We start from the raw sequence: 26,018 nt of genomic DNA, 5'->3' as shown, positions 1-26,018 counted from the left end.
GATGAGCAGGACGATTTTTTGTAGTTATTTACAGCGTGAAGCCGAAGGCCAGGATTTTCAGTTTTATCCGGGCGAACTGGGCAAGCGCATTTTTAATGAAATTTCCAAAGAAGCCTGGGCCGAATGGCAAACCAAGCAGACCATGCTTATCAATGAAAAAAAACTCAGCATGATGAATGTGGCCGACCGCAAAATTCTTGAGCAGGAGATGATTAATTTTCTGTTCAAAGGCCAGGACGTGCATATCGAAGGGTATACCCCGCCGAGCAAATAACCTTTGTAGCAAGGGTAATCCCTTTTGACTTCCTCGTCCCGACACGGCTTGCAAGATGAAGAAAATTTTAGCGTTACTGGTAGTAGCACCGTTACTGATTTCATGTTCAGGCAGTAATAAAGAAGCCGACTCTGAACTTAACGTCAAAGACACCAATGGTTTTGAAATTCTGATGGGCCAGTTTGCCCATAATATCGAAAACCTCTGGGGTCTGAACGAGGTCCTGATTGCCGGGCCGAAAGATTACGTCAAATACACCGATCAATACGAAACCCGCAGCCACATCAACTTCGATGCCGGTACCATCACCATCGAGACCATCTCGGCGACCGATCCGGCGGCGCACCTGCGTCAATCGATCATCACTACGCTGTTGATGGGTAACGATCCGGGTTCTATCGACCTCTATTCTGATGTGGACGATATTCCGATCAGCAAGCAGCCGTTCCTTTATGGCCAGGTGCTCGACAACAAGGGCGAACCGATCCGCTGGGAATGGCGGGCCGCGCACTTTGCCGATTACCTGATTCAAAACCGGCTGCAGCGCCGCAGCTCAGGCCTGAAAGTCATCTGGTCGGTCACCCTCCAGCTGGTGCCCAACCATCTGGACAAACGTGCGCATAAATACCTGCCGCTGGTGCGCAAATCCGCCCAGAAATACGGGGTGGAAGAGTCGCTTATCCTGGCAATCATGCAGACCGAGTCCAGCTTCAACCCCTATGCGGTCAGCCACGCCGACGCCCTGGGGCTGATGCAGGTGGTCCAGCACAGCGCCGGGCGGGATGTGTTCAAGATGAAGGGCAAATGGGGACAGCCGAGCCGCAGCTACCTGTTCGATCCGGAGAACAATATCGATGCCGGTACCGCCTATCTCTCCATTCTGCAGTCCAGCTACCTGGGCGGTATCGTTAATCCGACCTCCAGACGCTATGCGGTGATCACCGCCTATAACGGCGGCGCCGGCAGCGTGCTGCGGGTGTTCTCCCGGGATAAAAACCAGGCGTTCTCGCAGATAAACGATTTGCAGCCGGATGAAGTCTATCAAACCCTGACCAGCAAACACCCCTCCGCTGAATCCAGGCGTTATCTTTATAAAGTCAACAAGCTGCAGAGAAACTACCTGCGCTACTAGGCGCAGGCGGTCATGGCGAGGGGGAAGTTCTGCTTCCCCCTTTAGCGTGAGCGGCGATAAGCCGCCAAGGTTGGCCGAGTCAAATCCTGCTGGCATCAAGCGAAATAGAATCATGCTGTTTTGATAAGCAAATCCTCAATCTCAAAGACCGCCAGGCTTTCAATCGGCGAAGGGCTAAGGCCATATATAAGCTCATGATCAAAAACCTTATTACCCAGAACAGTCCTTGAAAGCAGCTTGGCTTCGAGTGCTGGCTAATTAAAACGGTGATTGACATAAAACGCCCGCAAACTGGCTTCGCCTTGAGTAGATGTTAAGCATAATAATCAATTGAGGCAATGCATCAGGTCACTGTAAAACCGGCAGCCGCTCTATGCCAGCCCTCTTTTTAACGTAACCGGCCGGCAGCTTAACCCACCCTCTGGGCCAGCACATGCCCGTAAAGCCGCTTTTTACCCTGGTCATCCGCTACTAAATACACGCCCTGCAGTTCAGGCGAAAAGCCCGGCAGCAGATTGACGCCCTCTTCCAGCGCCAGGAAATAGCGCTGGGCCGCCCCACCCCAGACTTCGCCCGGCACCACGCAAAGTACCCCCGGCGGATAAGGCAGCGCCCCTTCGACCGCTATCCGGCCTTCGGCTTCACTGAGCGGAATGAAATCGATATCCCCCCGCACCAGCGCGGTATTGGCATCCTGCGGATTCATGGCGATACGCGGCATACAATCGCTGCGGAACATGTCCCGCTGCAGCTGCTTGGCATCAAAACTGACATACAGATCGTGCATTTCCTGGCATAGCTGATGCAACGTGTAACCCTGATAGCGATCAGTATGTTTTTCATAAATACTCGGCAGCACATCGCACACCAGCGCATCCTGTTCGATATAACGTTCGAACTGCACCAGTGCGGCGACCAGCCGCTGCATTTTGACCGCATCCTCGGCCGGGGTCAGCAGGAACAGGATAGAGTTGAGATCGCACTTCTCCGGCACGATACCGTTCTCGCGCAGCCAGGTCGCCAGGATAGTGGCCGGGATACCGAACGGGGTATAGCGACCGGTCTGGGTATCAATGCCCGGCGTGGTCAGCAGCAGTTTGCAGGGATCGACAAAATACTGATCCTGCACATAGCCGCTAAAAGCATGCCATTTTTCACCCGGCTCAAAATTGAAGAATCGCACATCCCGGGCCATGTCCTGGGTGTCATGGCGCTGCCAGGCTTTGCCATCCACCGTAGCGGGCACAAACGGCCTGATGAGGCTGCACTGATCCAGCAGTTGCTTGCGCGTCTCGATGCCCAGCATCACGCAGTCGTGCCATAACCGGCGTCCGCTGGCCCCTTCATGGATCTTGGCATTGATTTCCAGCGCGGCGAACAGCGGATAAAACGGGCTGGTCGAGGCATGCAGCATATAGGCATTGTTAAAACGCTTATGATTACAAAAGCGCGGCTGCCCCTTGATATGGGTGTCTTTTTTGTGGATCTGCGAGGTCTGGGAAAAACCGGCCTGCTGCTTGTGCACCGACTGGGTGACGAAAATGCCCGGATCATCAGCATTAAGATCCAGCAGCAGCGGCGAGCACTGCTCCATCATCGGAATAAACTGCTCATAGCCTACCCAGGCGGAATCAAACAGGATGTAGTCACAAAGATGACCAATCTTATCCACCACCTGGCGGGCGTTATAGATGGTGCCGTCATAAGTACCCAGTTGGATCACCGCCAGCCTGAACGGGCGTAGCTGGCTCCCCTTCTCTGCCGATACGGCAGCAGCCTGGCCACGCAGATATTGCTCATCAAAACAGCGGGCGTCGATGCCGCCGATAAGCCCAAAGGGGTTGCGGGCGGTTTCAAGATAAACCGGTGTGGCGCCGGCCTGCAGCAGGGCGCCGTGATGGACCGATTTATGGTTATTGCGATCAAACAGCACCAGATCGCCACGCGTCAGCAGCGCATTGGTCACTACTTTATTGGCGGACGAGGTGCCATTAAGCACAAAATAGGTCTTGTCGGCATTAAACACCTTGGCGGCAAATTTCTGCGCTTCTTTCGCCGACCCTTCATGGATCAGCAAATCGCCAAGCTTGACGTCGGCATTGCACATATCGGCCCGAAACAGATTTTCACCGAAAAATTCATAGAACTGGCGGCCGGCCGGATGCTTACGGAAAAATTGACCGCCCTGATGGCCGGGACAGGCGAAGGTGCTGTTGCCCATGGCCACATACTTGGTCAAGGTGTCGAAAAATGGCGGCAGCAGATGTTGCTGATAATGGTCAGCCGCGGCTTCCAGCAGAGCGGCATGACTTTCACTATCATCGCCGGTAAGCATCAGCCGGGTGGCATCGGCGGGCATCTTCAGGTCATCGGCCTCGCCGGCGTATTCCATGCCGATAAATACCGGCACCGCAATACCGGTATTGCGCAGCACGGCCAACAGCCCGGACTGGGCATCCTGAGGCGACACCACCAGGGCGGCCACATCGGTAAAATCCGTTTCTGCGACCGGCACGCGCTCGCGCTCGGTGTGCAGCAGATCAATCAGCGCAGCGCTGGCCGCTATTTTCAATAATTTCATAATCACCGATCCCAAAGGTTAAGGATGAGTGTAGGTGCCTGATAAGCACGCGATGGGAGAGGAAATATCTCGCCCGTAAAGATGTCATACCGCCCTCGCTACAGCAGCAGGTCATTATCGGAAGTACTGGGGAGCAGCAGCCGATAGACATCAGTAAAAGCAGAGACGCGCTCTGGTTTTAATAATGCCTAACAGGTGACTGGAGGTGCCCTCACCGCATGGTGGGTATGGACAACTGTGACGAGCTGATATCTGGACGGCACCAGGCTTGGGACATCAGACAGGGATATCCGGTGCATCGCAATCGCAGCAATGGATGTGTCATAACGTAAGCCTTAGTGACCCTGAAGGGGATGTTGTCAGAATTCGCGCAATAGTTGCATTTTTTGGCGGCAGTTTCAAGAAAAAAACCGAGTTGAAATAGCGCCGCAACACAATACAATTCCATGATTTATAATGATATTATTATCATATGTGTTATTTGGACATCACATTATGGCTAAAGGTTAATGAAAATAGCGTGATCGGGGGATTTACCGAGGTTTTAAACCAGGCTAGAACTAACTGAATGAAAACTCGGCAAACGAGCGGCGAGAAGGCATAAAGCCGTTGACGACCCGCGCCCAATACGGTTTAATGCGCCCCGTTGCCCGGATAGCTCAGTCGGTAGAGCAGGGGATTGAAAATCCCCGTGTCCTTGGTTCGATTCCGAGTCCGGGCACCACCATTCTTTTTTTATGCCTCCTTATAAATTCCTATGCTATTGCAATTCAATAAGTTGGCGTAAAAACCCTTTCCGATACGTTTTGATTTATCCCTAGGTATCCGGAAAATGTGGGGTCAAATTGCGGGTCATTCAGTTCGATGAATGGAGAGACCCTCACATGGCTCTGACTGACAGCAAAATCCGCGCTGCAAAAACCTTCTTAAAATCCTACAAAATCACCGATGCTTACGGTCTGTATCTACTGGTATCCACCAGCGGCTCACGTCTGTGGTATTTCCGCTACAGCTTCGGCGGCAAAGAATCCCGCCTGGCTTTCGGCCCCTATCCTCAGACTACACTGGCGGAGGCCCGTGAAAAGCGCGACGCCGCGCGCAAGCTGCTGGCCTCCGGCATCTGCCCTTCCCTGCCCCGTGAATCCGAAAAAACCGCTGTAGACGAAACCCGCACCTTTAAACACATCGCAACCTCGTGGCACACCAGCAGCCTCCGGCTCTGGTCGGCAAGCCACGCGGATAAAATTCTTACCTGCCTGAAACGCTATGCCTTCCCTGACATGGGCGAAATGGATATCGCGGAGATCGAAACACGGCATCTGGCGCAGCTCATCAAAGCCATCGACGACAAAGGCGTGCATGACGTGGCCGGGAGGATGCGCCAGTACCTGACCAAAATCATGCGTCACGCCGTGCAACAGGGCATCATCAAATACAATCCCGCGTTCGATCTGGGTGGCGTTGTGACGCCGATTGTGACCCAACATCTTCCCGCCTTGCCACTGCGACGCTTGCCAGAACTGTTGGTGAACATAGATAACTACCAAGGTCGGATACTGACCCGCCTGGCGCTGGAACTGAATCTGCACGTCTTTCTGCGCTCAAGCGAGTTGCGCTTCGCCCGCTGGGAAGAGTTCGACCTGAAAGCACGTATCTGGATAGTGCCCGCGCAGCGAGAAACCATAAAGGGCGTGAGATTTTCAGAACGTGGCGCAAAGATGAAGGACGAGCATCTGGTGCCGCTGTCCCGGCAGGCGGTCGACCTGCTGAAACAGATTAAAGCGCTTAGCGGCGAGTCGGTCTTCGTTTTTCCGGGTGCGCGTGGTCTGGACAAACCTATGAGCGAAAACACCATTAATAAAGCGCTACGCGTAATTGGTTATGACACCAAAACCGAAGTCTGTGGCCACGGGTTCAGAACGATGGCCTGTGGCGCCCTAAACGAGTCAGGGCTGTGGTCAAAGGACGCCATTGAGCGACAGATGAGCCATAAGGAGCGCAACGGCGTACGGGCGGCCTATGTGCATAAAGCGGAACATCTGGAAGCCCGGATGGAAATGATGCAATGGTGGTCCGACTATCTGGACGTTAACCGTGGGGGATATATTGCGCCGTATATTTATGCACGAAGGAATAAATTTGATTCAGTAGCCGTATAACCAACTATCTGATTTAAAGCAGCTCATCATGAAAAGAAGCTGCTTTTTCAGAAACTATAATATTCTCCAATTATGAAACTAATTTCCCTATGACTTATCTTTGTTTACTCTCCACGTCGCCATGGGAATAAAACCATCAGCCCCTGAATCGATCTCGATGTTAATTTTAGATGATAATAATTTGTCTTTTATGCGCGCGTTTCCAACTGGGTAAGGTAGGCTATGACTGACAGGGATAGCACCTGTTTTCATCAATGGCTGAATCGCCGCGCTATGCTCCTTGTTGGCATTGGTTGTATAATGATGAGCGGCACAAAACGCGTTGAATAGATGCAATACATACAACACATGGCCTGATTCTAATGATCACTTCCGTTAAAAATGGATATCTCCGTACAGAGGATTCGTGATGCGCAGAAACAGAAGATCTCAACACCATGATATCGAATGATGAGATTCACTTTGCTGAATGGCAAATCTGGCCGCAGCTAAGGATTCTGTTGCACCGGGGAAAACCTGTAAGAATTTCTGCCAGAGCTTTTGATGTTCTGGTAGTCCTGGTGAGTGCTGGAGGTAAAGCGGTCAGTAAAGAGTCTTTACTTACTCAAGTGTGGGGAAATGAAATCGTCGAAGAAAATAATCTTCAGGCGCAAATTTCAGCTATACGCCGCACATTGGGTCATGACCGCCATCTACTGGTTACTGAATTTGGTTGTGGTTATCGTTTTAATATCAACAATCTGCCAATTGAACCACCCTCTAAATCAGAAATACCTGAGCCTGCTGTTACCCCTTTTCTGGCGTCGATTCTGGGGCGTGATCAAGCTGTGCAGGAATTATGCGCCTTATTGAATAAACACCGTCTGGTGACGATTACAGGCTCAGGGGGCGTGGGTAAGACTCGTCTGGCATGGGAAGCCGTCAGCCTTATACACACACATTTTCCTGATGGAATATGTGTGGCTGAACTGGCGCATATCACCGAAGCATCCAGCTTGCTATCTGTTATTTCACAAGCGCTACATCTTCCATTAGCTGCCATTCATAATGATGCCGCTTTACGGCAACAGCTTGCACGGCGTCGATGTTTACTGCTGATTGATAACTGTGAACATGTAATTAATGAACTTGAACCAGTGATTACGTTGCTCCTGAACCTGGCTCCCCATATCAAACTGTTGTTGACCAGCCAGGTAGCGTTACAGGTTGCTGGCGAGCAACAATATCTACTACCGCCATTACAAGTTCCTGAGAGCGAAGGGGCTAATACCCAAGTGCTACTGACTTTTGCCAGTGTCCGCCTCTTTATCGAACGCGGGCAGGCCAACCGACATAATTTCCATCCATCGTCCAGCGAACTGTCGTTAATTGGCGAGTTATGCCGTCATCTTGACGGTCTGCCGTTGGCGATTGAACTTGCGGCCTCCCGTCTGCCAGTCATGAGCGTCAAAGAGATCTATAGCCGACTGGAAGACCGTTTCAAGCTATTGAGCAATACGCACAGCTCTCTGGTGCACAGACATCAGAAAATACTGACCACGCTGGAGTGGACTTATCAGTTACTCAACACACGTGAACAACGATTATTTTGCTCTCTGGGAATCTATACCGATATGTTCAGTGTGAAATCAGTAAGCGACTTTCTGCTTATTAAAGACAAGCATCGCTGGCAGGTTGTTGACGATCTGCAAAGATTGCTGTCCTTATCCCTGATTCAGGTCAGTACTCAGATACCAGAGACCCGTTTCCGCCTGCTGGAAACCATGCGCCAGTTCGCATGCGATAAACTCAGGCAACAGGGTGAATATACCGGTCTTGAGACCCGTTTTGCCGGTTATTATAAAGTTCTGGTAGAAGAGGCCCAAAGTGATTGGTTTATGCTGCCAACAGGACAGTGGCGTGAACGTTATAGCCATATGCTTAATGATTTGCGGAGTGTTTTACAGCAAACATTAACTGAGGGGGCCGATCCCTCTACTGGGCTTGAGATCTTACAAGCGATGACCCCGTTTTGGATTGAATATTCACTATACGATGAATGTCAGCGCCATATCTATCCTCTGCTTTATGAAAATACTTCGCAGGTAGTATTAACGCTACGCCAGAGAATGAATCTCAGCGCTGTAGCAGGTAAGGCATCAACCTGGGCAAAAGGCCCTACGCCTGAAACACATTCAGCCTGGAAAACCGCGCTGGCACTTGCAGAAAAGCTCGATGACAAAGAAATACGTTTACAGGCTCATTACGGGTTATGGTTGTATTATCTGCGTACTGGCGAGCTGGATAAAGCGCTTGAGCATGCGCAATCTATGTGCGAGCTCGCACGGTCCATTAGTGACGTTGAAGCGCTGGCAACCGGGTTGCGTATTCTCGGTGTATCCCTGCATTTCTTGGGGCGTCATGACGTCGGGCGTGATTATCTCCAACAATCTCTTGACTGGTTTGACCAGGGTGGATTAAGTCACTCTTTCCGTTTTGGTCTTGATCAAGAGACCGCCGGTCAGGCCTTTCTGTCTCGTTTACTCTGGTTACAAGGTGAGTATAAGGCAGCGAAACAGATGGCATGGCGCGGTGTTAAAAAAGCCGCTCGTTTGCAGCATGTCTGTTCTCTTTGCTGTGCACTGGCTGAAGGTGCCTGTATGACAGCGGCACTGGATCGTAATCCACGTTGGGTTATAAAGGCCGCAAACTGGCTTATTCATCTGGCAGAAAAGCATGATTTGTATTTCTGGAAGACCTACGGCGAACTTTTTCTTGCTTGGGCCAAACAGTTCAGTCATACCGATGTTAGTCAAGCCACACTGTTTAGCTCGTTGCATGCGATGGGATTAGACTGGCAATATTCCCCTTTGTTGTCAGAAATTGATACCGGGCTATCGCAGAAAACCGCCCGTCAGGATCATGAAAACTGGTGTACGCCTGAGCTGATGCGTCTTTCCGCCACTCAATTACCTCCTCAGGAGCAGCGTCTGCTGTTGGAGCAGGCACTGGACAAAGCGCATCAGCAACAGGCTCACGGCTGGGCCCTGCGTATTGCTTGTTCACTGGCGACATTGCAGACTGAAGCTGGGGAAAAATTGGCTGCTAAACAGCTAATACAGGACGCTTTACACGATGTCGATGGTTCAGATAGGGCGGCGGATGTAAGAAATGCTATGGCACTATGTGCCCGAATGGAGACTTGAATATTTACGTCTCACGGCTATTAACATCCCCAGGATCACGAGCCCTGCCCCCGCTGAAGAAATCAGCGTCCAGTTATGAGTTGTCTCCCATACCCAGGTGGCAGTCAGTGAGCCACATGCTCCGCCAATAAACATAACGCACATAAATAGTGTATTAAGACGGTTTCTGGCATCTGGGCGCAAAGAATAAATCGTGTGCTGGTTAGCTATCAGTACACATTGCTCACCCGCATCCAGTAGTAGAATGCCCACTACCATACCAGCCATGCTGTTCCAGCCCCAAAAAACAACCCAGGCTAGCAGCATGAGTATCACACCAAAAACAACCATTCTGACTGGTCCCTGACGATCACTGAAACTTCCCGCCAGAGGCGCGCACAGAATACCGATTAACCCCAAAGCAGCCAGGGTTCCGGTTACCCCTGCACCGTAATCGTAGCGATGGGCTAACCAGAACGGGAGCACGGTCCACAGTACGCTGAAAGAGGCAAACAGCATTGCTTGTGTAAGAGTTGCATCACGCACCTGCGGCTCGCTTTTCCACAGTTGTCCTAATGAACGTAACACGGCCAAATAGTTAAACTTTGGCGTTGGTAACGACTGAGAAGGCAAAATGCGCAAGATGAAAAATATAGCCAACAATGTCATGATCGCTCCGGCCAAAAAGACGCCACGCCAGTCGAAATACTGACCAATAAGGCCTCCGATAGCCCGGCCAGCAAGGATACCTGCGAGGACACCGCTCATCACGATACCCACTGTTTTACCTCGTGCAGAAGTTCTGGAGAGAGAGGCGGCAAGCGGCACTATCTGTTGGGCTACTGTTGCAGCCATCCCAGTAAGGAAGGAGAAGAACACCAGCACTGTCGCCGTTGGGGATAACATCATGCCGATCAGTGCCAGGAAAAGCACTTGCGCTTGACGGAGGATAAGCCGCTGACGTTCAATATAGTCGCCCAGAGGGATCAGAAAGAATAAACCCACCGCATAGCCTAACTGGGTAGCCATGGGGATCAAAGAAACAGATTCCCATTCATTGGGAAAGGATCTAGCAATCAAATTCAGGACAGATTGATTAAAATAAATATTAGCTACAACAATACAGCAAATAATCGCCAGCATCAGAATCCTGGCAGAAGAAAGCTCGTGATTGTCCGTACGCATTGACCACTCCTAGCTCTAAACTCAATGTTGTCTGGAGTATAAGCAGAGGCGACTCCCAACTCTTTGGCCGCTTTTTTCAGACGTCTGAATTCTGATGCACAAGCTCCTGAAATAGAGATTTGTTACTAATACTGCTCATGTTATTAACTGTGCTTAATTTGAGGAGCAACAAATGGATTTAAAACTGACTGGAAAAGTGGCACTAGTTACCGGAGCCAGAACCGGAATTGGTTTCAGCATTTGTCAAGAACTGGCCGCCAATGGTGTGCATTTAGTCATGGTTGCCAGACGAGAACCTGAACTGATTTTGGCGGCGAAAAAAATCTCGGATAATTACGGTGTTTCGGTGCTGCCGATTGCCGGGGATGTGACTGATATCGAACTACCTCCCCTGGTGGTTGAACAGGCGGAAAAGGTTTTTCAGCGTATTGATTTATTGGTGAATAATGCCGGAAGAGCACATACGGGAACGCTGTTAACCACGTCTGAAGATGACTGGCAGTCAATGACCGAGACCAAGCTTTCCGCCATGCGACGCTTTTGTAAGGCGGTCATCCCAGGGATGCAGAAACGAAACTGGGGGCGCATTGTCACTATCTCATCCATTGGCGGTATCTATCCTAACCCACAGCTTACCGTCTCACACGCCCTGAGCGCCGCAATCAACAACCTGACCCGTAGTCTGGCACTGAGCGTGGCTCCGGATGGCATTCTGGTCAATGCTATCGGAGTGGGCGCTGTCGCGACGGATAACTGGGCACAGAATATGCTACCGAATGTCCGCAATCGTCGTCCTGAACTGGCTGACAGAACAGACGAAGAGGTAATGGCATTACTGGGTAAAGAGAAAACTCCTGTGGGCCGCTTTGGACTGCCTGAAGATATTGCCGCGATTGCTGCGTTCCTGCTTTCTGGAAGAAACCAGTTTGTTACTGGACAGACCATTGAAGCATCAGGCGGAGCGGATAGATTTATGTAATTTCTTCTATTCCCCCAAAATAATGTTTGAGGAATGGAGTGAATTATTCTGGTATTTGTTCATTTTCTTTCTTTCCTACTGCTAAACATGGGCCAGTATACGGGGTCTGAAGCGTTAAGCCGTCCCCGTCTCAATATAATCCAGACCTCACAACGTAATAGATACCGCCCCCTGAAAAAATTTCGTTGAACAATCTCATAAAATTTCGAAAAAAAATTAATAAAGATATAGGAGATTCATCATGTTAAAAAAACAATTATTATCAAATACGAACTATAGTTCACCAGACTGGCTGACTATACGTGAAGCCGTCGAAATGACAAATAAAAAAAAGACTGCAAATTAAACAATAGTGACATTTACAGGTATGCATTACATGGTAATATTCGTCTTTCCATTTACTTTCAGTCGCCAATTACATTACGAAAAATTCAAAGATCAGGCTACAAAGTAAAGCTTAGATCATCAGAGATGTCGTTAATAAATCGTTTATGCCTTCTTGACAAAAAAACCTTTCTTAACGGGCATAACTTTCTTATTAGCACTAATGGTACATATATCATGCCCACACAGAGAGTTATTGACACTCCATTGATTGGATATGAATATGTTCTAATACAGAAATTACTTGCCTATTCTCTTAGAATTCCCTTACCTGTAACAGGAGCTATTGAGTTTAATCATGGCATAACAGTCAGCTTACAGGGAGAAATATTTCAACTATTCGACAGGGTAACATGGAAGCAAAGAATAAATAAAAAAATTATGCAACTACCTAAAAATATTGCACAAGATGTACACGAAGAAATATTCTCTCAGAGGATAAACGGTTACTTGGAAAAAGAGTATTTCCCGGTTCATGTTCTACCTCGGGATGCCTGGTTTGTCATTCGACATGCTGAACTTGATAAATTAATTAACATCGCGATTAAGAAAAAAATGAACCCATTATCTTCAACACGAATATCAACACCACTATCTCGTTTTTTCTGGCTAGCCTGTAAAAATAATGAAGCTATCAGCCCATTAATAAAAAAACCGTACAAGTTACTGTCCATTTTCGAAAAATGGGCATCTGCCGAAGGTATTACCGACAGGCTCAGTGGTGATACGCTAAAAACTGCGCTTGAGCGCGGCTCTCCCACATCAGCATCAGATTGATACAAGTGAAATTCACTAAATAAGAATGTCCGTATTAAGGACTCTAAAACCCGTAATACGGGCTTGATTACTTTCTTTCCCTCACTACTTAGTGTTTCTTTGTCATCTCCGGGCATATGCCATTTCTGCACTGGAGGTATCTATGACATCTCATCAGTTATTACCTCTGAAACAAGTAGAAGTAAAAACCGGTCTGAAACGCTCGCAAATATACCTTTACATGAAAGAAGGCACCTTTCCCTGTTCAATAAAGATTGGACCTGCCAGCGTAGCCTGGCTCGAATCTGAAATTGACGAGTGGATCAATTTTAAATTAGCCAATCGCCTGACTCGTTGAAAGGAGATACAGAATAATGATCCCGTCACTGAATTATGCCATATTAACCGACGCCCTGCATGCCCTTAAGGAAGGCAACATTCGCCACTGCGAAGCGCTGGGTTTCACTTTCGATGAAATGAACGCCCTCAATCAGCTGTCCCTGGATGAACTGTTTATCATCAGCCGGGCATCAGCGCAGTTTATGGCTGTCACTGTCCATCATGACGCTTTACACCAAATCCTGGCATTGTCGCGTCAGGAAGTTCAGCGCCAGCATCAGATCAACCGGGCCATGACGCTGGGCGGTTCAATTGCGCTGCTGAACCAGTATTTTGGCCTCACCTCCAATGAAGTCTGCATCCGTCGCCGGTTGCTGGGGATCACTATCCCTCATGGACGGACGCCCATACCAGATGAAGAGACCGATGCCGAGATCTGGCGACAATGGCAGAAACGCCATCCGGGAAATATCGCATCGCTCGACGCGCTGGATGTCATGATGCAGATCACTGAAGAGTTGTCATCACCACCGCAGGATGGTCCGTCCCTCACCGCTATCTGTAACCGTATTACGCTTTGCGAAAAAGAAGCGTCGGACAGGAGGACATCCCATGCCGGATGAAATCGATCGCGATCAGGAATTTAATGAACAGCGTCTGGAGGATATGATTGAACAGAACCGTTTCAAATCGACAACAACGCCATCATTGCCCTACTGCCGCCTGTGTGGTAAGCCCATTCCTGATAAGCGCCGTCAGACTTTGCCGGGCGTGACAACCTGTATTGAATGCCAGACAGCACTTGAACGCCGTCAACGCTGAGAATACGACGTCTTGCGTGCGGAGCGATATTCTTATCCGCACGCTTTTTATTATCTGCCTAAATCACTATGCATATTTGCATTGATTTAAATACAAATAAATCCGCCATAATATTTCAGACAATCCCTTCGCCCAAGTATTTAATCAAATTCAAATACCATTAATTCCTCGCCATTTTTCTTCTAATTTCCAGTTTGATTTTATTATTACCCACCTGAATCAGAAAGCGCACCCTGACCACGCCATCATTCGCTGGCAAGCCTTATGGACGTTCATTCGTCCGGGCCGGGTATTCGCTCTTTAACAACATGGGTCGGGCTGTCACGTAACCACAATTCAGGGTGCCGCTGAATGTCCTCGCTGACCCGTTGAAATCGGAATGCAGGATCGGGATGTGATTCATTTATTTCATCCACTGCTGTTTTCATTCAAGGAAAATGAGATGCGAAAACCCACTTATAACGTGTATGTCACCCAGGAAATCCAGCCTGATCCACAAGGTGAAAAAACCACGTACTGGACGAAAGTCGGCGTGGCGTTTGCTCATAACAGCAAACCCGGCCTGAACGTGATGCTGACACCCGGTATTGCCGTCTCCGGCAAGCTGGTCCTCCTTGAGCCCAGAGACGATAGCGACGCGCCGCAGGAAGTCCCACTCGGTTAACGTCAGGGTTCACGATCAACCTCGATACGTTCCTTTCCTCGCCAAGCACCGTGCTCTGCCAGACGGCTGCGCGTGTTGCTCGGCTAACTGTCCTAAGGCCACCATGCTTTCCACCACTGCCTTTCTGGCGGCGGCCATGCAGTGCGCCGCCAGTGTTCATCCGTCCACATCGTTCGATGTCGCCCGCGTCGAATCAGGTTTTAACCCTTTAGCCATCGCGGAGATAGTGCCGAAGAATGAGCGCCTCCATGGCCGCAAAGGCGTTATTTCTCATCTACCCACTAACAAAGCGGACGCAGTCAGTATCGTCAGACGACTGGAGGCAAAAGGCCGCCGCTATTCGGTCGGGCTGATGCAAATCACCAGCACCAATTTCCGCCATTACGGCGTGACCGCCGGTGACCTGCTTGACCCCTGCACCAATCTTTCCGTCTTTGAGCGCATCCTCACCGACTGCTACCGGCGCGGTGGCTCCCTAAAACGCGCGCTCAGTTGCTACTACTCTGGTAATTTCGATACCGGCCAACAGCCGGAATCCGCCTTTAACCAGTCCAGCTATGTGCAGCGTATCGGCTACGTCGTCCCGTCAACACAGGAAGATAAACAACGGCATGCCGCCGTAAAAGCTGGGCCGGAGACTCGTTATCCCGCCACCGTCCTGCGCGGTGTCATAACCGACAACTGCACGCCAGCGCAGCTATCCCTGCGCTATCCGAACACTCTTATTCGCGGCGATTTACCCGTCCCTGTTACCCAAGAGGAGAAATGACCATGCAAAAACGTCAATACTGGCCTGCGGTCGCTTACCTGTTACCCGCTTCCCGCGTGCTGCCGGCGGACAGCGGATTTGATAAAGCCAGCGATACGCTGAGCAACACCTCTACCGGTCTACTGGGGCTGGCCGCCGTCACCATCACGCTGGCCACCATGTGGATTGGCTACAAGGTGCTTTTTGACGGCAAAAGTCTTTCTGACATGCGCAATGTCATTATTGGCGCCATCCTGATTGTCGGCGCGTCAGGCTTCGGGGCCTACTGGGCGGCGTAGGGGGAACGAATGACTACGCTGAACAAGGCGCTGACGCGCCCCGCCGCCATCATGGGCATTCCCCTTGTGCCGTTCGTTATCGTCAGCGGAACGCTTGTCCTGCTGTCGGTCTATCTCAGCTATTACTTGGCGTTGCTGCTCATACCGGCCTGGATGGAAATGAAGGCCAAAGCCCGAACGGACATTCATTATTTCGGTCTGCTCTGGCTGGCGTTTAAAACCCGTGGCCGGTTTGCCACCAACCGGCATTACGGCGCGAACGCCATGCTGGCCAATCGCTATGATGCCGTCGATGTTTCGGAGTTCACCCATAAGATGAAGTTAAACGAGCGCATCACGCTGGATAAATACATTCCGTATTCCTCTCATATTCACCCGCAGGTGATAAGGAACCGCCATGGCGACCTGGTTGCCACCTGGGAGCTGTCTGGAGCCGTATTTGAATGCGAGGATGAACACCATCTGACCTTTCTGGCAACCCATCTCAACAATGTTATTCGTTCGTATGAAGGACTGCCGGTCACCTTCTATATTCACCGCATAAGAGAGCAATACCGGGATGCGTTTGAGGCGGTAATCCCCCCGAAAAACTGGGGTACTCATGAGTAGAATTTTCTCGTAACATGAATCGAGGAGATTCGGATGAAAAAATCACGTTTTAGCGACAGCCAGATCATGGCCATTTTGAAGCAAGCCGAGGCAGGCACACCGGTTTCAGAGCTTTGCCGCGAACATGGCATGAGCAATGCCAGTTTTTATAAGTGGCGCTCACGCTTTGGCGGTATGGATGCCTCAATGATGGCCCGCCTGAAAGAACTGGAAGATGAAAATCGACGGCTCAAAAAGATGTATGCCGAAGAGCGTTTAAAATCCGAGATCATCCAGGAGGCCATGCAAAAAAAGTGGTAACGCCATCCCGGCGACGCGAGATGGCGCGGCACGCAATCAGCGTGAAAGGTATCTCTATCCGCCTGGCCTGTTCCATTTTTGGCCTCAGCGAAAGTGGCTACCGTTATTGCGCTAAATTGCGTGATGAAAATGTGCAAATAGCCAATTGGCTTACCGATTTAACGGCGCGGCACCGTAGTTGGGGATTTGGCCTATGTTTTTTATTTCTGCGTAACGTCAAAGGCTTTCATTGGAATCATAAACGCATTTATCGGATTTATTGCGAACTCAAATTGAATTTGCGGATCAAGCCAAAACAAAGGATTATTCGGCCTCATCCAGCCCCGTTAGTTGTGCCTGACAAGGCCAACCATACCTGGTCAATGGATTTTATGCATGATCAATTAAGTGATGGCAGAAGCTTTCGCACATTCAATGTGATAGACGATTTTAATCGAGAAGGTCTTGTCCTGGATGTTGATTTTTCCCTGACGCCAGAACGCGTTGTTCGCTCACTTGAACAGCTTATCGAATGGCGCGGAAAACCGGCCTGCATACGGTGCGACAACGGGCCAGAATACCTGAGTATTCAACTGCAAAAATGGACGATCAAACATCAAATAACCTTGCTCTATATCCAGCCGGGCAAGCCCCAGCAAAATGCCTATATAGAGCGATTCAACCGCACTGTACGTTATGACTGGCTAAATCAATATGTGTTTAGTTATATTGCCGAAGTACAAGATTTCGCGACGCGTTGGCTTTGGACCTATAACCATGAACGTCCCCATATGGGGCTAGGTGGGATAACGCCCATGCAGAAGCTCGCATTGGTAGCATAATTCTACTTAGAGTTCCCGTTGAAAACGGGGTGATTACCGTCGATTTTATGAGTGATGCCTTGGGCGACGGGCGACGATTCAGGTTATTTAACGTAGTTGATGATTTTAACCGGGAAGCACTGGCGATTGAAGTTGACTTGAATATACCGGCTCATCGTGTTGTGCGCATTCTGGAGCGGTTAAGTGCAGAACGAGGCTATCCGGCTTTTATCCGAAGTGATAATGGGCCAGAACTCACTGCCGCCGCCTTAGGCGAATGGGCAGAGATGCACGGCGTGATACTCGATTTTATTCAGCCCGGTAAGCCGATGCAGAACGGATTTATTGAGCGATTTAATAAAACACTACGAACAGAAATACTTGATATGTATCTGTTCAGAACACTGTCAGAAGTCCGCGTGCTAACAGAAGACTGGCGCACAGAATATAACGAAGAACGCCCGCATAGCTCACTGGGTGATATACCACCTGTTATCTATGCGAGGGAAAAACTGGCCGTAGATCCTCATTGGCGGTGGTACTAAAAACCGGAGGGACTACAGAACCAGCGCAGCGCCTGCCATAAGTAAGATTTTTTTCATCTTAATATCCCATCAATGTTAACGAACTGACTGTTCATGGCAGGAATGAAAGCAAAAGAGATCCTATTCTTAGCCTAATCACACCCGATCCAGAAGCAGTCTGTTTAACCAATTGATAGAATTGAATTATTTTTGATGTTCGTCATATCGTTTAAATCGATCGATAAAAAGCAAATGATAGCTAAAAACTATCAAATAAAGTATATCGATCGATTTGATCAATTAATATAACGATCAATAAATCGTTTTTTAATCGTCAGAAGCTATCAATATCAACATATCGATCTTTTATATCAATTGATTGTGGTGGTGGACGGCGGCTCGCCAATGTTGGTGTGCTTTGGCTGAATGTTCGAAAGGATAAGGAATGAAGCAGCACTACCGACATGTCGTGCTGCTTTGGGAAGATGGCCTAAGCAACGGATCAATGCCCCAATATTTATTGTCATTTATATAATTCCATTGATGAGAAGGGATAAAAGATGAAGCAGCACCCAAGGTATTTCGTACTGCTTCAGAGATATTTGTAATGTATTAGACACTGCCGCCTGAAATCTGTAGGGAGTTATCAGAGGAATAGAATTTTTTACATAGCAAGCTCTCTAATTTAATCGCTTGGTTTTCATTAATATTATAAACACCAATTCCTAATGAAAATTCCTTTTTATCCTCTTCACTCCACCCCATAATTTCAGCTACATCTGACAGTTTATTCTCCGGGATTTCAATTTCAAGAAGCAACGCCTCATCCACTTTACTATATACATCAATAGTATACGCTATCGTCATTTTTCCACCTTTCTTGTTGGGTCCGCGGGTTTTGTTTGCTCACCAGTGATATGATTAAATTCACCTAAATGATTGCGACCTGAACGATCATAAACTTCTACCGTGCCATGTTGAGAATCCCACTCATAGATTTTTCCTTTTGAATCTTTCCAACGATTACGTAGTTTCCCACCTCCCTTAACAGGTGTTTTAGCTTGCGCTTTTTTGGCATCAGGATACGCAGGTAGTGGAGGATTTTCTTTCGGCGGAGTGTAGTATTTATGATCCGCGTTTATATAAATATAAATCGGCGGAATATCCGATATAGGAAGAACAAGAATGTAATCCGCAAAATTCTTTTCCTCCGGCGCAGGGCTGGTTGTAGCATCAATACTGGTATTTTCCGGCAGCGGATCAACAATAACAGGGTTAGGTATTCTTACCGGGTTCTGGTTGCCTGTATTTGAAGGAACATTGACACCTGAACTGTCTGGCGTCCAGATGATGGTAATACGCGGATCTTCCTCTGTGGTGAACGTATACGCCTTACGGCTGCTGTCCCACTCCATTTTGCGCACACGCACCATATCTTTACCCGGTGGCGTATGCCAGCCATGAGGAACCGGATTACCTTTATCGTCTTGTTCCCATGTATAACGCACACGGCTTGGCGCTTCACGCATTTGCTCCAGCCTCATGCGGTCAATAAAATCCTGTTCACCGTCATTGAGCCTTCCGGGCATCATTCCCATCACGACTGCTGCGATAGGAGCACCGGGACCGCTGGCGGCTATTCTTCCAAGTCCTGTAGCCATCTCACCCAGTTTTACCGCCCACGTTCCTGACGTAATGGCACTTCCACCTACCAACCCAAGAACACTGGCACCTTCAACAGCCGTCTGGGCGTTAGCAGCACTTGTAGCAGCGGCTGTTGCCCGCTGGTATTCGATTTCTTCATGATTACCATTCAGCCATTTATACAGGGCGCTTCGCTTTTTCGGCTCTGGAATATCTTCAGCAGGTTTCTTTTTCTTGGCGGTCTGAGCATGTTGGGGAACATCAGTATCGGAAGCTGGATCAGCAGGTGGAACTGCCTGATAAAATGCCATTGCCGCAAAATTAGTATGAGGTTCCTGCTCTTCCCCGGCATCATTACAACCTTCACCACGAAGGCAGGATTTGGCAAAGACACGATTGCGGTCACGCTCTTCAGCCAGTTGTTTAGTTCTTTCTTCTTCTGCGGCCTTACGTTCAGCAACCAGTGCTGCAAGGGCTGCAATAGAAGGATCCGGGCCTCTGCCAACCCATTGTCCTGCTGGCGCAATAATCCAGTTAGACCCGGAAGGGCAGGCACAGCGCACGATTGAACCATCAACCGCCGCTATTTTTCCATTATTGGTATCACTGGGTTCACCGGATACGATAACCCCTACCTCACCACATTTAGGGCATGGGGTTGTTTTATCCCCAACACGAACAACTCTGCGCCCATGCTCAGTATCATTGGACATCGAGGCGATACATTGAGCACCCGTGGTTGTTTTATCGCCTTCCAGTGCTGTTCCTCTTCCATAGCAGTCAGATCGATTTCCCATTACGCCACCTCTACAGATAACAGGAAATCCTCCGGCATCTCTTCTCCTTTACGACCTACAATCATCGGGCCATCGCACAGAGTGCTGATAATTTCATCTCCGTTATCCAGACGACTGTTGACCAGCGCTACACCGCGACCATTTACCTCACTCATTTTACCCGCACCAGTGACAATTTTCGCCGTTCTCCCGTCAGGGTAAACAACGTCATCACCGACTAACGCAACATTAACCTTCCTGCCGTCTGAAAGTTCGATTTCGTTTCCATTGTATATAGCACGAACTGTTCCGCCTTCTCTGGTTAGACTGCCATCCACTGCAATACGGTGTATGGCATTAACAGGATGCTGGCGACAATATTCCTGCTGGTCAGAGATGAGCGCCCGCGTTTCATCGTTCATCCCGGACAGTTGTTCCGCCGTAAACGGTGATTGATCCATTGTTGCCAGCGCTTCCGGGGTCAATTCATTGTTGTATTGACGATCCATTTCCTTTTCCTTGTCATTTCTGTGGTTTAGTCGATGTAATACTAACCGATTTGCAATTTGACTTAAAAGCGATGTTTGTCATGAAGTTATAAAAACCAACGACAAAATCAACAATGATGACGTATTCAGCTTAGGGCATTAATGATGTTATCGTTTCTTCACTCATCTGGCCGAGTTCAGAAATTAACCTTCGATAGCTGTTTACCATTTGCTCCCTGTCCAAATCACCGTCGGCTTCTGACAGGAAGTAATAACCGTAATCTTTAATGCAAATGTTTTCACCATTTTCCAGCGTGAGGTTTATTTCTTTTTCATTTTCCTCCATGCTGGTGATCAAACAGGTCATAAAGGGAATGTTTTCTTTCGCTTTAAAGATGTTTATTATTTTTATAGCTTTCATTGTATGCTCCTCCTTATCTTATATAAAAAATACCATTTCCTGTTGATGAAAATCCAATTTAACTTACCCTTCAGAACAGGTTTACTGCCTGTTTATTACTCTCTTTTGAAAAGATATTTATCTTATGAGCTAACGCTCATGTGCTGCCGCACGGCTACGCCCTGACGCTGATATCCAATGGGATTTAATGGCTAACACATTTTCCATTATTTAATTGCAATATGGTAAGGATCCTTTTACCGAAGATTAGATCCGTTTTCGATATATAGCATTTATTCTTAAGTTTACAGAAAAACAATATCCACAGCAGCACTTCGTGATTGTTTTGGACAATCACATTGCTGAACAGGGTTCATCCCTGTTAATGATGGATTTATCCATGAAAAATTGCGGCGTAGCCGCTATAACGCAGAGGAAAAACAATTGTATATTTACTAAAAAATCAGCAGCGCTTCGTGATTGTATAAAACAATCATTTGCTGTCCATAACATCAAGTAAAAACAAAGCAGAAAAATAGACGGTGCCATTTAACCGGCACACTCCCCGTTAAGGTTATTAAACATATTATAGTATTAAGGAGGCGTAAGCTATTATATTTAAAATAGATTACACGAAAAAAGTTTCCTGTACGGAAATTTAAGTTTCTTCTGTGGAAACTTTTTTATAGTTAAAATTCCCAGAAAGAAGTGAACGCTATTTCGCAAAAGTGTATTATTTTTCCTTTTTTCACATTTATTTTTGACAAAAGTATATCCTGCATTATATAGAATAAACATAATAACAATAAAAGGATAACCGATGAGCATTGATTACAATACAATAATGACCTCCAGCAGTGAAGAAGTGGAAGAATATATAAACAGAAATCATTTTACAGACAAACAGAAACTGGAGATTTACAGTTTTTATAACAGAAACAGAAAAGATAAAATAACCTTAAATGTAAAAAAAGAGAGAAGTTCTGATATTCAACCGGGAATAGCCTATGTTCATGCTTTTCTTGATAATCTGGAAAAGCTCGGAAAAAATATGTCTGGTGCAGAATACGCAATAATGATCCGCTTATGTAAACTCATGCAGCATGGAAACCTCATTGCCAGTATATCTCCGTCGGCACTCGCAAAAGAGCTTAATATGAGCAAATCTAACGTGTGTAAATGCTGGAACAAGCTAATAAATAAAGGCATTCTGGTCAAAGAAGGGAAGCATACCATGATAAACGCAAATCTCTTTCTGAAAGACCAGTACAGAACATCAAATGCCACAAGGAAAGAATATGTTAAGAAGTCGCTGAGAACGACCAGTGAAGGTATAGAAGACGTATTCGTCACCCTTTATAAAGATACGGTACTTACAAACAACGCAGGAAAAACAATCGATAAAGAAGATGATAAACCTTTACTTTCTACTCCCGACGAAGATATTGACTGGGACTCTGTTTCAGAAGATGACATTTTTGTTGATTATCCTGAAGATGTTGATCAAGAAGAAAGAATATAGTTTTCATCTGAATATTATCATTCTTATTTCCCGGTTATATTTGACACTTACACTATATCTCGTAATATAAATATATTCACTATTTTATTTACGAGGTATATATGGGGAAAGTAAAATTAGACAATGATGATTTAATTCGGTATCTGAACACCATCAAAGCTTTAAAAAAATATCCAACGATGTCTGAATACAGAGATGAATATCGCAGATTAAGAACCGATGGTTCACCGTTGAGTGAAGCCAAGAAATTTAAATCGGCGCATACCGAACTTCTGAGATTAGACAGGAAGAAAAAATCACTGCTCGAAAAATTTATTGAAGAACTCAACCCTGTCAGTCACGCATCAGCCCTTGCATCAAGAAAGCTTGAAAAAGTACAGGAGTCCATTATCTACCGAAAGTCATTACTTGAGAAAAGCCCTGATGAACTCGTCGCTCTGGTCATAAAACAGCGCACGGAAGCGGCTCTTGAGTTCCAGCGTTCTGTTGAGCAAAGTCTTGAGCAACTTTCAGATATATCTTCTGATTTTAATGTATCAGCAACAAAGCGCCGAAAATTTTCTATCTAAAATAAATTACCATACTGGCAGTATATTACCAATATGGCGGTTTTATTTTATAACTCATGTGGTGATACACGATCACGCTCCATTTTTTTAAGCAACCGTTGTAATCTTTCTGCCCTTAGCTTTTGTGCCTGCTTCTCACCAATCTCCTGATAGCATTCTTCCCGACGCTTCGCAACAACTTTGCGAAACTTCCTCAAAAGCTGTTCCAGTGTTTTAATATCTGTTGCCGCAGCTTCGGCTTGGATTTTTTTATACATATACATCACATGAAATTCATCAATCTTTTTGGCTCCTGTTTTTATTTACTGGTGGTTAAGATACCCGCCATATGAAACTAATATTAACTTTGTACAAGTAGATGCGTTAGAATCTTGGTTACAAGAAAATTAATAGAATATTAATTAACATCTATTAAATTAAGGTGGTTTGGAAAATAACCACCTTAATATTTATAGAAGCCAAAAATATGGAGCCTGTAATTTAATTTGCTCATCAATATTATAGGTTAGGAATAAACCCTTCCTCCCGCAGAACCTTAATCACCCCACGGATCAGATACGAGTTAGAAAACTTCGCCGTATAGGTACGGGCCCCCTCTTCTACTGGCTGGAGCAATCCCCGCTCAATCAGCTTACCGAGCTGATAAGTCATTTGCGTCGGTTTCAGATCGGGCAAAACAGTGCGTAGATCGCCCGCTTTTATCGTCCCCAATTCAACAGCACGTTTCAGAACCTTTGATTCCAGCGGATTTATCAGCCCTCTCTCTGATGAAAAATCGATCGCCGGATACAGGATCTTTTCACTCAGGAAAGCGTGGTTTGTCAGTTGATCGACTTTCTTCAACTCAGAGGAGATCCCCGAAAGCACATATAAGCACCATTCTTCCAGCCCCTGCTCTGTTCCCTTATCGGCTAATGAAAGCATGGCATAATAGCGCTCACGATCGTTACAGAATACCGCTGTCGGATTGAGTACCCGCCCACCAGCCTGAACATTAAAACCATACTTGATAAGCAACGCATAGGTCAGCAGTCTGACCGTTCTGCCATTACCGTTGCCAAAGGGATGTATCCAGCCAAAGCGATGATGTACCAGTGCAATCTTCATCAGATCGTACTTTGGCTTATCGGCATGGTTAATGAAGGCGGTCAGTTCCGCCATATAATCAGCAACGCGAATGTGGTCCGGCGGTAAATGGTCAGACTGAGCGATGCTGACATTATGTTGTCGATATGCGCCGGGCGTTCTGTAGCCCTCCTGTTGCAGCCCGGCAACCGCCAGACTATGCAGCTCGCGGATAAAATATTCCGTTATCTCATCGCCGTCGCTCAGGAATTCGTCGATGTACTCCATCGCGGCTTCAATATTATTGATTTCTTTGAGCTGATCCGTCGAACTTTGAGTTCCCTCAACCTTGCTTTCAACATAGTCGGCAAGTGTGGTGTGGTTTCCCTCAATCCTTGCAGAACCGAGACTCTCCAGCATGTGGAAAACGGCCTTCAACTGCGCAAACAGGATTGGATGCACATCGGTTTCCAGCCGTAGGTGCCGAAGTAACTCCAGCTCCGTCAGTGCATCGACCAAAGGGGAGTCAAAGCTGGGATTCAGAAGCGAAAGTTCAAAGTGATTAAATTGGGCCATGATGTTTAGTTATCTCAACTGGTGCATGACGGTATCTCAAAAGTATTGCAAAAATACTAATAGAATCTATAAATTAGAAAGAACATCGCTTTTTATTATCTCAAAAATCTTTGTTCCAACATATCAAATGTAAGTTTGAACGATGTTCAATGCGAAGGGGGGATGGAGCTTTGCCTGCGTAATGCAGCATGGATTTTTTAGCGCCGCTATGTGTGGACCCCGAACCGTTATGTGTGGAGTTCCCCTCACTATATGTGGACCTCAGACCGTTATGTGTGAACCTAGCTCCACACATAACGAAGCCCCTACCAGTGCAATACTGTGTCCATTAGCAAAATGTCCAGCCTGACCAGCGCCACTGATTATTTTTGCCGTGCTCCCATCAGAGTAAACAACGTCATCCTGAGTTTGTGCGACGCGTTGACCCGCCCCCCGTTGACTAGTACATACCCTGATGTCAAATATGCAGCAGAATTCACGCAGTGCGATCCAGTGTTAAGTGCTTTCACCGGCAGCTATGCAACGGGGACGGACATCAGTTGTGGTTTGCAAAGGTACGGAATTGTCTAAATTGGTAGAGGTATTCCAATAGGCTTCATCCAGCATTAAAAAGTGCCGTACAATGGAGCCAGTATGATCTGCTAATCGCAGTTTTTTTGTTTTAAAAGGGGATCACTCAGCATTTCCCCCTCTTCATGCTTATAGCCTGAATGCTCAGATGATGAGCCATTTCCCGAATGAAAACTAAGTAAGCTACCTGTGTCAGTTCTTCTGGCGTACAAGCGCGGTCTGTATACGAAACACTATCAGCAAGTCGGTTGAATAGCGATTCAATCGCCGTATCAGTAATAAGATTAGCGCCGTTAAAATACCTGTTACTGAGTGCACACAACAGATCGTCGTGACTGGTAGCATTACCATTGACCGGCATGATCCTTTTATCCGCTTCGATAATTTCTTCGGTCAGATATATCATCATTTCAAGCGCATAGGAACTCAGCTGTGTGCTCGTGACTATTTTCTTTAAAACATCGTCGTAACCTGCCGCAGTCGTAATTGATACACCGGCGGATGCCCATAAAAACTGGGTCTGATGCGCTGAAACAGAAAATTCGAATTCATTCATAATGTGCGTCCAATAATCGAATTGGTAGATCGTTTTAGTTGGGCAAACCGGAGTATAGCCAGGAAAATAAACGAACTGGATTTTCATTGCGCCAAGGGATTCTGGTGAAAGAAGCTGAGCCAAGGACCACCAC

Annotated in this window: 23 protein-coding genes, 1 tRNA gene and 4 pseudogenes; 18 read left to right on the top strand and 10 right to left on the bottom strand. The window is 47.4% G+C overall.

The features are described from left to right. Nucleotide 1 precedes the first annotated feature (1 nt). Both EDC52_RS11520 and mltC read left to right on the top strand, forming a co-directional pair. Nucleotides 2–274, top strand: a complete 273-nt coding sequence (locus tag EDC52_RS11520) for an oxidative damage protection protein (RefSeq protein ID WP_131865516.1) — start codon at nucleotides 2–4, stop codon at nucleotides 272–274. A 55-nt stretch (nucleotides 275–329) separates the two neighbouring features. After that, entirely contained in the window at nucleotides 330–1,406 is a 1,077-nt protein-coding gene (gene mltC / locus EDC52_RS11515) for a membrane-bound lytic murein transglycosylase MltC (protein ID WP_131865460.1), read from the top strand. A 110-nt stretch (nucleotides 1,407–1,516) separates the two neighbouring features. On the opposite strand, the pseudogene EDC52_RS20070 reads toward mltC, so the two are convergent. Together EDC52_RS20070 and EDC52_RS11505 are read right to left on the bottom strand one after the other, a co-directional pair. Continuing rightward, nucleotides 1,517–1,717, bottom strand: a pseudogene (locus tag EDC52_RS20070) (steroid delta-isomerase); the annotation flags it as partial. Nucleotides 1,718–1,815: 98 nt separating this feature from the next. Beyond that, nucleotides 1,816–3,987, bottom strand: a complete 2,172-nt coding sequence (locus EDC52_RS11505; RefSeq protein WP_131865459.1) for an ornithine decarboxylase — start codon at nucleotides 3,985–3,987, stop codon at nucleotides 1,816–1,818. Between the two features lie 648 nt (nucleotides 3,988–4,635). Here EDC52_RS11505 and EDC52_RS11500 point away from each other — a divergent pair. The 3 genes from EDC52_RS11500 to EDC52_RS11490 all read left to right on the top strand — a co-directional run bounded on the left by EDC52_RS11500 (nucleotide 4,636) and on the right by EDC52_RS11490 (nucleotide 9,331). After that, nucleotides 4,636–4,711 (top strand) — tRNA-Phe (locus tag EDC52_RS11500). Nucleotides 4,712–4,871: 160 nt separating this feature from the next. Continuing rightward, on the top strand, nucleotides 4,872–6,146 hold the full coding sequence (locus tag EDC52_RS11495) for a tyrosine-type recombinase/integrase (protein WP_131865458.1): 1,275 nt from the start codon (nucleotides 4,872–4,874) through the stop codon (nucleotides 6,144–6,146). Nucleotides 6,147–6,583: 437 nt separating this feature from the next. Continuing rightward, nucleotides 6,584–9,331 carry a winged helix-turn-helix domain-containing protein gene (locus EDC52_RS11490; protein WP_131865457.1) on the top strand — a complete coding sequence of 916 codons (2,748 nt, stop codon included), beginning with the start codon at nucleotides 6,584–6,586 and terminating at the stop codon, nucleotides 9,329–9,331. Here the strand turns inward: EDC52_RS11490 and EDC52_RS11485 are convergent. Continuing rightward, on the bottom strand, nucleotides 9,308–10,495 hold the full coding sequence (locus EDC52_RS11485; protein ID WP_131865456.1) for an MFS transporter: 1,188 nt from the start codon (nucleotides 10,493–10,495) through the stop codon (nucleotides 9,308–9,310). The genes EDC52_RS11490 and EDC52_RS11485 overlap by 24 nt on opposite strands. Nucleotides 10,496–10,667: 172 nt before the next feature. On the opposite strand from EDC52_RS11485, the gene EDC52_RS11480 reads away from it, so the two are divergent. The 11 genes and pseudogenes from EDC52_RS11480 to EDC52_RS11430 form a co-directional block, all read left to right on the top strand. Beyond that, the gene (locus EDC52_RS11480; protein ID WP_131865455.1) at nucleotides 10,668–11,474 is read left to right on the top strand and encodes an SDR family NAD(P)-dependent oxidoreductase; all 807 of its coding nucleotides are present in this window, start codon (nucleotides 10,668–10,670) and stop codon (nucleotides 11,472–11,474) included. Nucleotides 11,475–11,715: 241 nt separating this feature from the next. Then, a pseudogene (locus tag EDC52_RS11475) lies at nucleotides 11,716–12,635 on the top strand (hypothetical protein). A gap of 142 nt (nucleotides 12,636–12,777) precedes the next feature. Continuing rightward, nucleotides 12,778–12,972 (top strand): AlpA family transcriptional regulator, encoded by a 195-nt coding sequence (locus EDC52_RS11470; RefSeq protein WP_131865454.1) that lies wholly within the window; start codon nucleotides 12,778–12,780, stop codon nucleotides 12,970–12,972. 16 nt (nucleotides 12,973–12,988) lie between these two features. Next, entirely contained in the window at nucleotides 12,989–13,576 is a 588-nt protein-coding gene (locus EDC52_RS11465; protein ID WP_196237759.1) for a DUF2857 domain-containing protein, read from the top strand. Then, complete coding sequence (locus EDC52_RS11460; protein WP_131865452.1) at nucleotides 13,566–13,775, top strand: TraR/DksA family transcriptional regulator; 210 nt, start codon at nucleotides 13,566–13,568, stop codon at nucleotides 13,773–13,775. The genes EDC52_RS11465 and EDC52_RS11460 overlap by 11 nt, the downstream gene beginning before the upstream one ends. Nucleotides 13,776–14,217: 442 nt before the next feature. Continuing rightward, entirely contained in the window at nucleotides 14,218–14,439 is a 222-nt protein-coding gene (locus EDC52_RS11455) for a hypothetical protein (RefSeq protein WP_131865451.1), read from the top strand. A gap of 103 nt (nucleotides 14,440–14,542) precedes the next feature. Beyond that, nucleotides 14,543–15,208, top strand: a complete 666-nt coding sequence (locus tag EDC52_RS11450) for a lytic transglycosylase domain-containing protein (RefSeq protein ID WP_131865450.1) — start codon at nucleotides 14,543–14,545, stop codon at nucleotides 15,206–15,208. Continuing rightward, nucleotides 15,205–15,486: a TrbC/VirB2 family protein gene (locus EDC52_RS11445; RefSeq protein ID WP_131865449.1), complete on the top strand. Its 282-nt coding sequence runs from the start codon at nucleotides 15,205–15,207 to the stop codon at nucleotides 15,484–15,486. The genes EDC52_RS11450 and EDC52_RS11445 overlap by 4 nt, the downstream gene beginning before the upstream one ends. 9 nt (nucleotides 15,487–15,495) lie before the next feature. Further along, nucleotides 15,496–16,059 (top strand): annotated as a pseudogene (locus EDC52_RS11440) (VirB3 family type IV secretion system protein); the annotation flags it as partial. A gap of 69 nt (nucleotides 16,060–16,128) precedes the next feature. Beyond that, nucleotides 16,129–17,216 (top strand): IS3 family transposase gene (locus EDC52_RS11435; protein WP_131865448.1). Its coding sequence is split into 2 segments (ribosomal slippage): nucleotides 16,129–16,381 and nucleotides 16,381–17,216, totalling 1,089 coding nucleotides; the frame shifts between segments, so codons are not numbered across the junction. A gap of 5 nt (nucleotides 17,217–17,221) precedes the next feature. Next, nucleotides 17,222–17,740: pseudogene (locus tag EDC52_RS11430) on the top strand (integrase core domain-containing protein); the annotation flags it as partial. Nucleotides 17,741–18,331: 591 nt separating this feature from the next. Here the strand turns inward: EDC52_RS11430 and EDC52_RS11425 are convergent. The 4 genes from EDC52_RS11425 to EDC52_RS11410 form a co-directional block, all read right to left on the bottom strand. Continuing rightward, the gene (locus EDC52_RS11425) at nucleotides 18,332–18,586 is read right to left on the bottom strand and encodes a DUF7683 domain-containing protein (protein WP_131865447.1); all 255 of its coding nucleotides are present in this window, start codon (nucleotides 18,584–18,586) and stop codon (nucleotides 18,332–18,334) included. After that, entirely contained in the window at nucleotides 18,583–20,160 is a 1,578-nt protein-coding gene (locus tag EDC52_RS11420) for an S-type pyocin domain-containing protein (RefSeq protein ID WP_131865446.1), read from the bottom strand. Before EDC52_RS11420 ends, EDC52_RS11425 begins: the two co-directional genes overlap by 4 nt. Continuing rightward, nucleotides 20,160–20,648, bottom strand: a complete 489-nt coding sequence (locus tag EDC52_RS11415; protein WP_131865445.1) for a PAAR domain-containing protein — start codon at nucleotides 20,646–20,648, stop codon at nucleotides 20,160–20,162. The genes EDC52_RS11420 and EDC52_RS11415 overlap by 1 nt, the downstream gene beginning before the upstream one ends. Before the next feature lie 130 nt (nucleotides 20,649–20,778). Beyond that, nucleotides 20,779–21,048 (bottom strand): hypothetical protein, encoded by a 270-nt coding sequence (locus EDC52_RS11410; RefSeq protein ID WP_131865444.1) that lies wholly within the window; start codon nucleotides 21,046–21,048, stop codon nucleotides 20,779–20,781. Nucleotides 21,049–21,847: 799 nt separating this feature from the next. Between EDC52_RS11410 and EDC52_RS11400 the strand changes: the two genes are divergently transcribed. Continuing rightward, nucleotides 21,848–22,549 (top strand): hypothetical protein, encoded by a 702-nt coding sequence (locus tag EDC52_RS11400; protein ID WP_131865442.1) that lies wholly within the window; start codon nucleotides 21,848–21,850, stop codon nucleotides 22,547–22,549. A 101-nt stretch (nucleotides 22,550–22,650) separates the two neighbouring features. Beyond that, on the top strand, nucleotides 22,651–23,118 hold the full coding sequence (locus EDC52_RS11395; RefSeq protein ID WP_131865441.1) for a DUF4756 family protein: 468 nt from the start codon (nucleotides 22,651–22,653) through the stop codon (nucleotides 23,116–23,118). Nucleotides 23,119–23,165: 47 nt separating this feature from the next. On the opposite strand, the gene EDC52_RS11390 is transcribed toward EDC52_RS11395, so the two are convergent. The 3 genes from EDC52_RS11390 to EDC52_RS11380 all read right to left on the bottom strand — a co-directional run bounded on the left by EDC52_RS11390 (nucleotide 23,166) and on the right by EDC52_RS11380 (nucleotide 26,008). After that, nucleotides 23,166–23,381, bottom strand: a complete 216-nt coding sequence (locus tag EDC52_RS11390; protein WP_131865440.1) for an H-NS family histone-like protein — start codon at nucleotides 23,379–23,381, stop codon at nucleotides 23,166–23,168. Between the two features lie 235 nt (nucleotides 23,382–23,616). Then, nucleotides 23,617–24,759 carry a Fic family protein gene (locus EDC52_RS11385; protein ID WP_131865439.1) on the bottom strand — a complete coding sequence of 381 codons (1,143 nt, stop codon included), beginning with the start codon at nucleotides 24,757–24,759 and terminating at the stop codon, nucleotides 23,617–23,619. Nucleotides 24,760–25,435: 676 nt separating this feature from the next. Next, nucleotides 25,436–26,008 (bottom strand): hypothetical protein, encoded by a 573-nt coding sequence (locus tag EDC52_RS11380; RefSeq protein ID WP_131865438.1) that lies wholly within the window; start codon nucleotides 26,006–26,008, stop codon nucleotides 25,436–25,438. Nucleotides 26,009–26,018 lie beyond the last annotated feature (10 nt).

It is taken from the genome of Biostraticola tofi, assembly GCF_004343195.1.
In the GTDB taxonomy this organism is placed as follows: Bacteria; Pseudomonadota; Gammaproteobacteria; order Enterobacterales; family Enterobacteriaceae; genus Biostraticola; species Biostraticola tofi.
The sequence above is the reverse complement of the archived record's forward strand: the minus strand, read 5'-3'. Positions and strand labels throughout refer to the sequence as shown.

What these genes read in the sequence shown, in the direction of transcription:
- EDC52_RS11520 (WP_131865516.1), top strand. Translation starts at nt 2, where the DNA reads ATGAGCAGGACGATTTTTTGTAGTTATTTACAGCGTGAAGCCGAAGGC.
- mltC (WP_131865460.1), top strand. Translation starts at nt 330, where the DNA reads ATGAAGAAAATTTTAGCGTTACTGGTAGTAGCACCGTTACTGATTTCA.
- EDC52_RS11505 (WP_131865459.1), bottom strand. Translation starts at nt 3,987, where the DNA reads ATGAAATTATTGAAAATAGCGGCCAGCGCTGCGCTGATTGATCTGCTG.
- EDC52_RS11495 (WP_131865458.1), top strand. Translation starts at nt 4,872, where the DNA reads ATGGCTCTGACTGACAGCAAAATCCGCGCTGCAAAAACCTTCTTAAAA.
- EDC52_RS11490 (WP_131865457.1), top strand. Translation starts at nt 6,584, where the DNA reads ATGATATCGAATGATGAGATTCACTTTGCTGAATGGCAAATCTGGCCG.
- EDC52_RS11485 (WP_131865456.1), bottom strand. Translation starts at nt 10,495, where the DNA reads ATGCGTACGGACAATCACGAGCTTTCTTCTGCCAGGATTCTGATGCTG.
- EDC52_RS11480 (WP_131865455.1), top strand. Translation starts at nt 10,668, where the DNA reads ATGGATTTAAAACTGACTGGAAAAGTGGCACTAGTTACCGGAGCCAGA.
- EDC52_RS11470 (WP_131865454.1), top strand. Translation starts at nt 12,778, where the DNA reads ATGACATCTCATCAGTTATTACCTCTGAAACAAGTAGAAGTAAAAACC.
- EDC52_RS11465 (WP_196237759.1), top strand. Translation starts at nt 12,989, where the DNA reads ATGATCCCGTCACTGAATTATGCCATATTAACCGACGCCCTGCATGCC.
- EDC52_RS11460 (WP_131865452.1), top strand. Translation starts at nt 13,566, where the DNA reads ATGCCGGATGAAATCGATCGCGATCAGGAATTTAATGAACAGCGTCTG.
- EDC52_RS11455 (WP_131865451.1), top strand. Translation starts at nt 14,218, where the DNA reads ATGCGAAAACCCACTTATAACGTGTATGTCACCCAGGAAATCCAGCCT.
- EDC52_RS11450 (WP_131865450.1), top strand. Translation starts at nt 14,543, where the DNA reads ATGCTTTCCACCACTGCCTTTCTGGCGGCGGCCATGCAGTGCGCCGCC.
- EDC52_RS11445 (WP_131865449.1), top strand. Translation starts at nt 15,205, where the DNA reads ATGACCATGCAAAAACGTCAATACTGGCCTGCGGTCGCTTACCTGTTA.
- EDC52_RS11425 (WP_131865447.1), bottom strand. Translation starts at nt 18,586, where the DNA reads ATGACGATAGCGTATACTATTGATGTATATAGTAAAGTGGATGAGGCG.
- EDC52_RS11420 (WP_131865446.1), bottom strand. Translation starts at nt 20,160, where the DNA reads ATGGGAAATCGATCTGACTGCTATGGAAGAGGAACAGCACTGGAAGGC.
- EDC52_RS11415 (WP_131865445.1), bottom strand. Translation starts at nt 20,648, where the DNA reads ATGGATCGTCAATACAACAATGAATTGACCCCGGAAGCGCTGGCAACA.
- EDC52_RS11410 (WP_131865444.1), bottom strand. Translation starts at nt 21,048, where the DNA reads ATGAAAGCTATAAAAATAATAAACATCTTTAAAGCGAAAGAAAACATT.
- EDC52_RS11400 (WP_131865442.1), top strand. Translation starts at nt 21,848, where the DNA reads ATGAGCATTGATTACAATACAATAATGACCTCCAGCAGTGAAGAAGTG.
- EDC52_RS11395 (WP_131865441.1), top strand. Translation starts at nt 22,651, where the DNA reads ATGGGGAAAGTAAAATTAGACAATGATGATTTAATTCGGTATCTGAAC.
- EDC52_RS11390 (WP_131865440.1), bottom strand. Translation starts at nt 23,381, where the DNA reads ATGTATATGTATAAAAAAATCCAAGCCGAAGCTGCGGCAACAGATATT.
- EDC52_RS11385 (WP_131865439.1), bottom strand. Translation starts at nt 24,759, where the DNA reads ATGGCCCAATTTAATCACTTTGAACTTTCGCTTCTGAATCCCAGCTTT.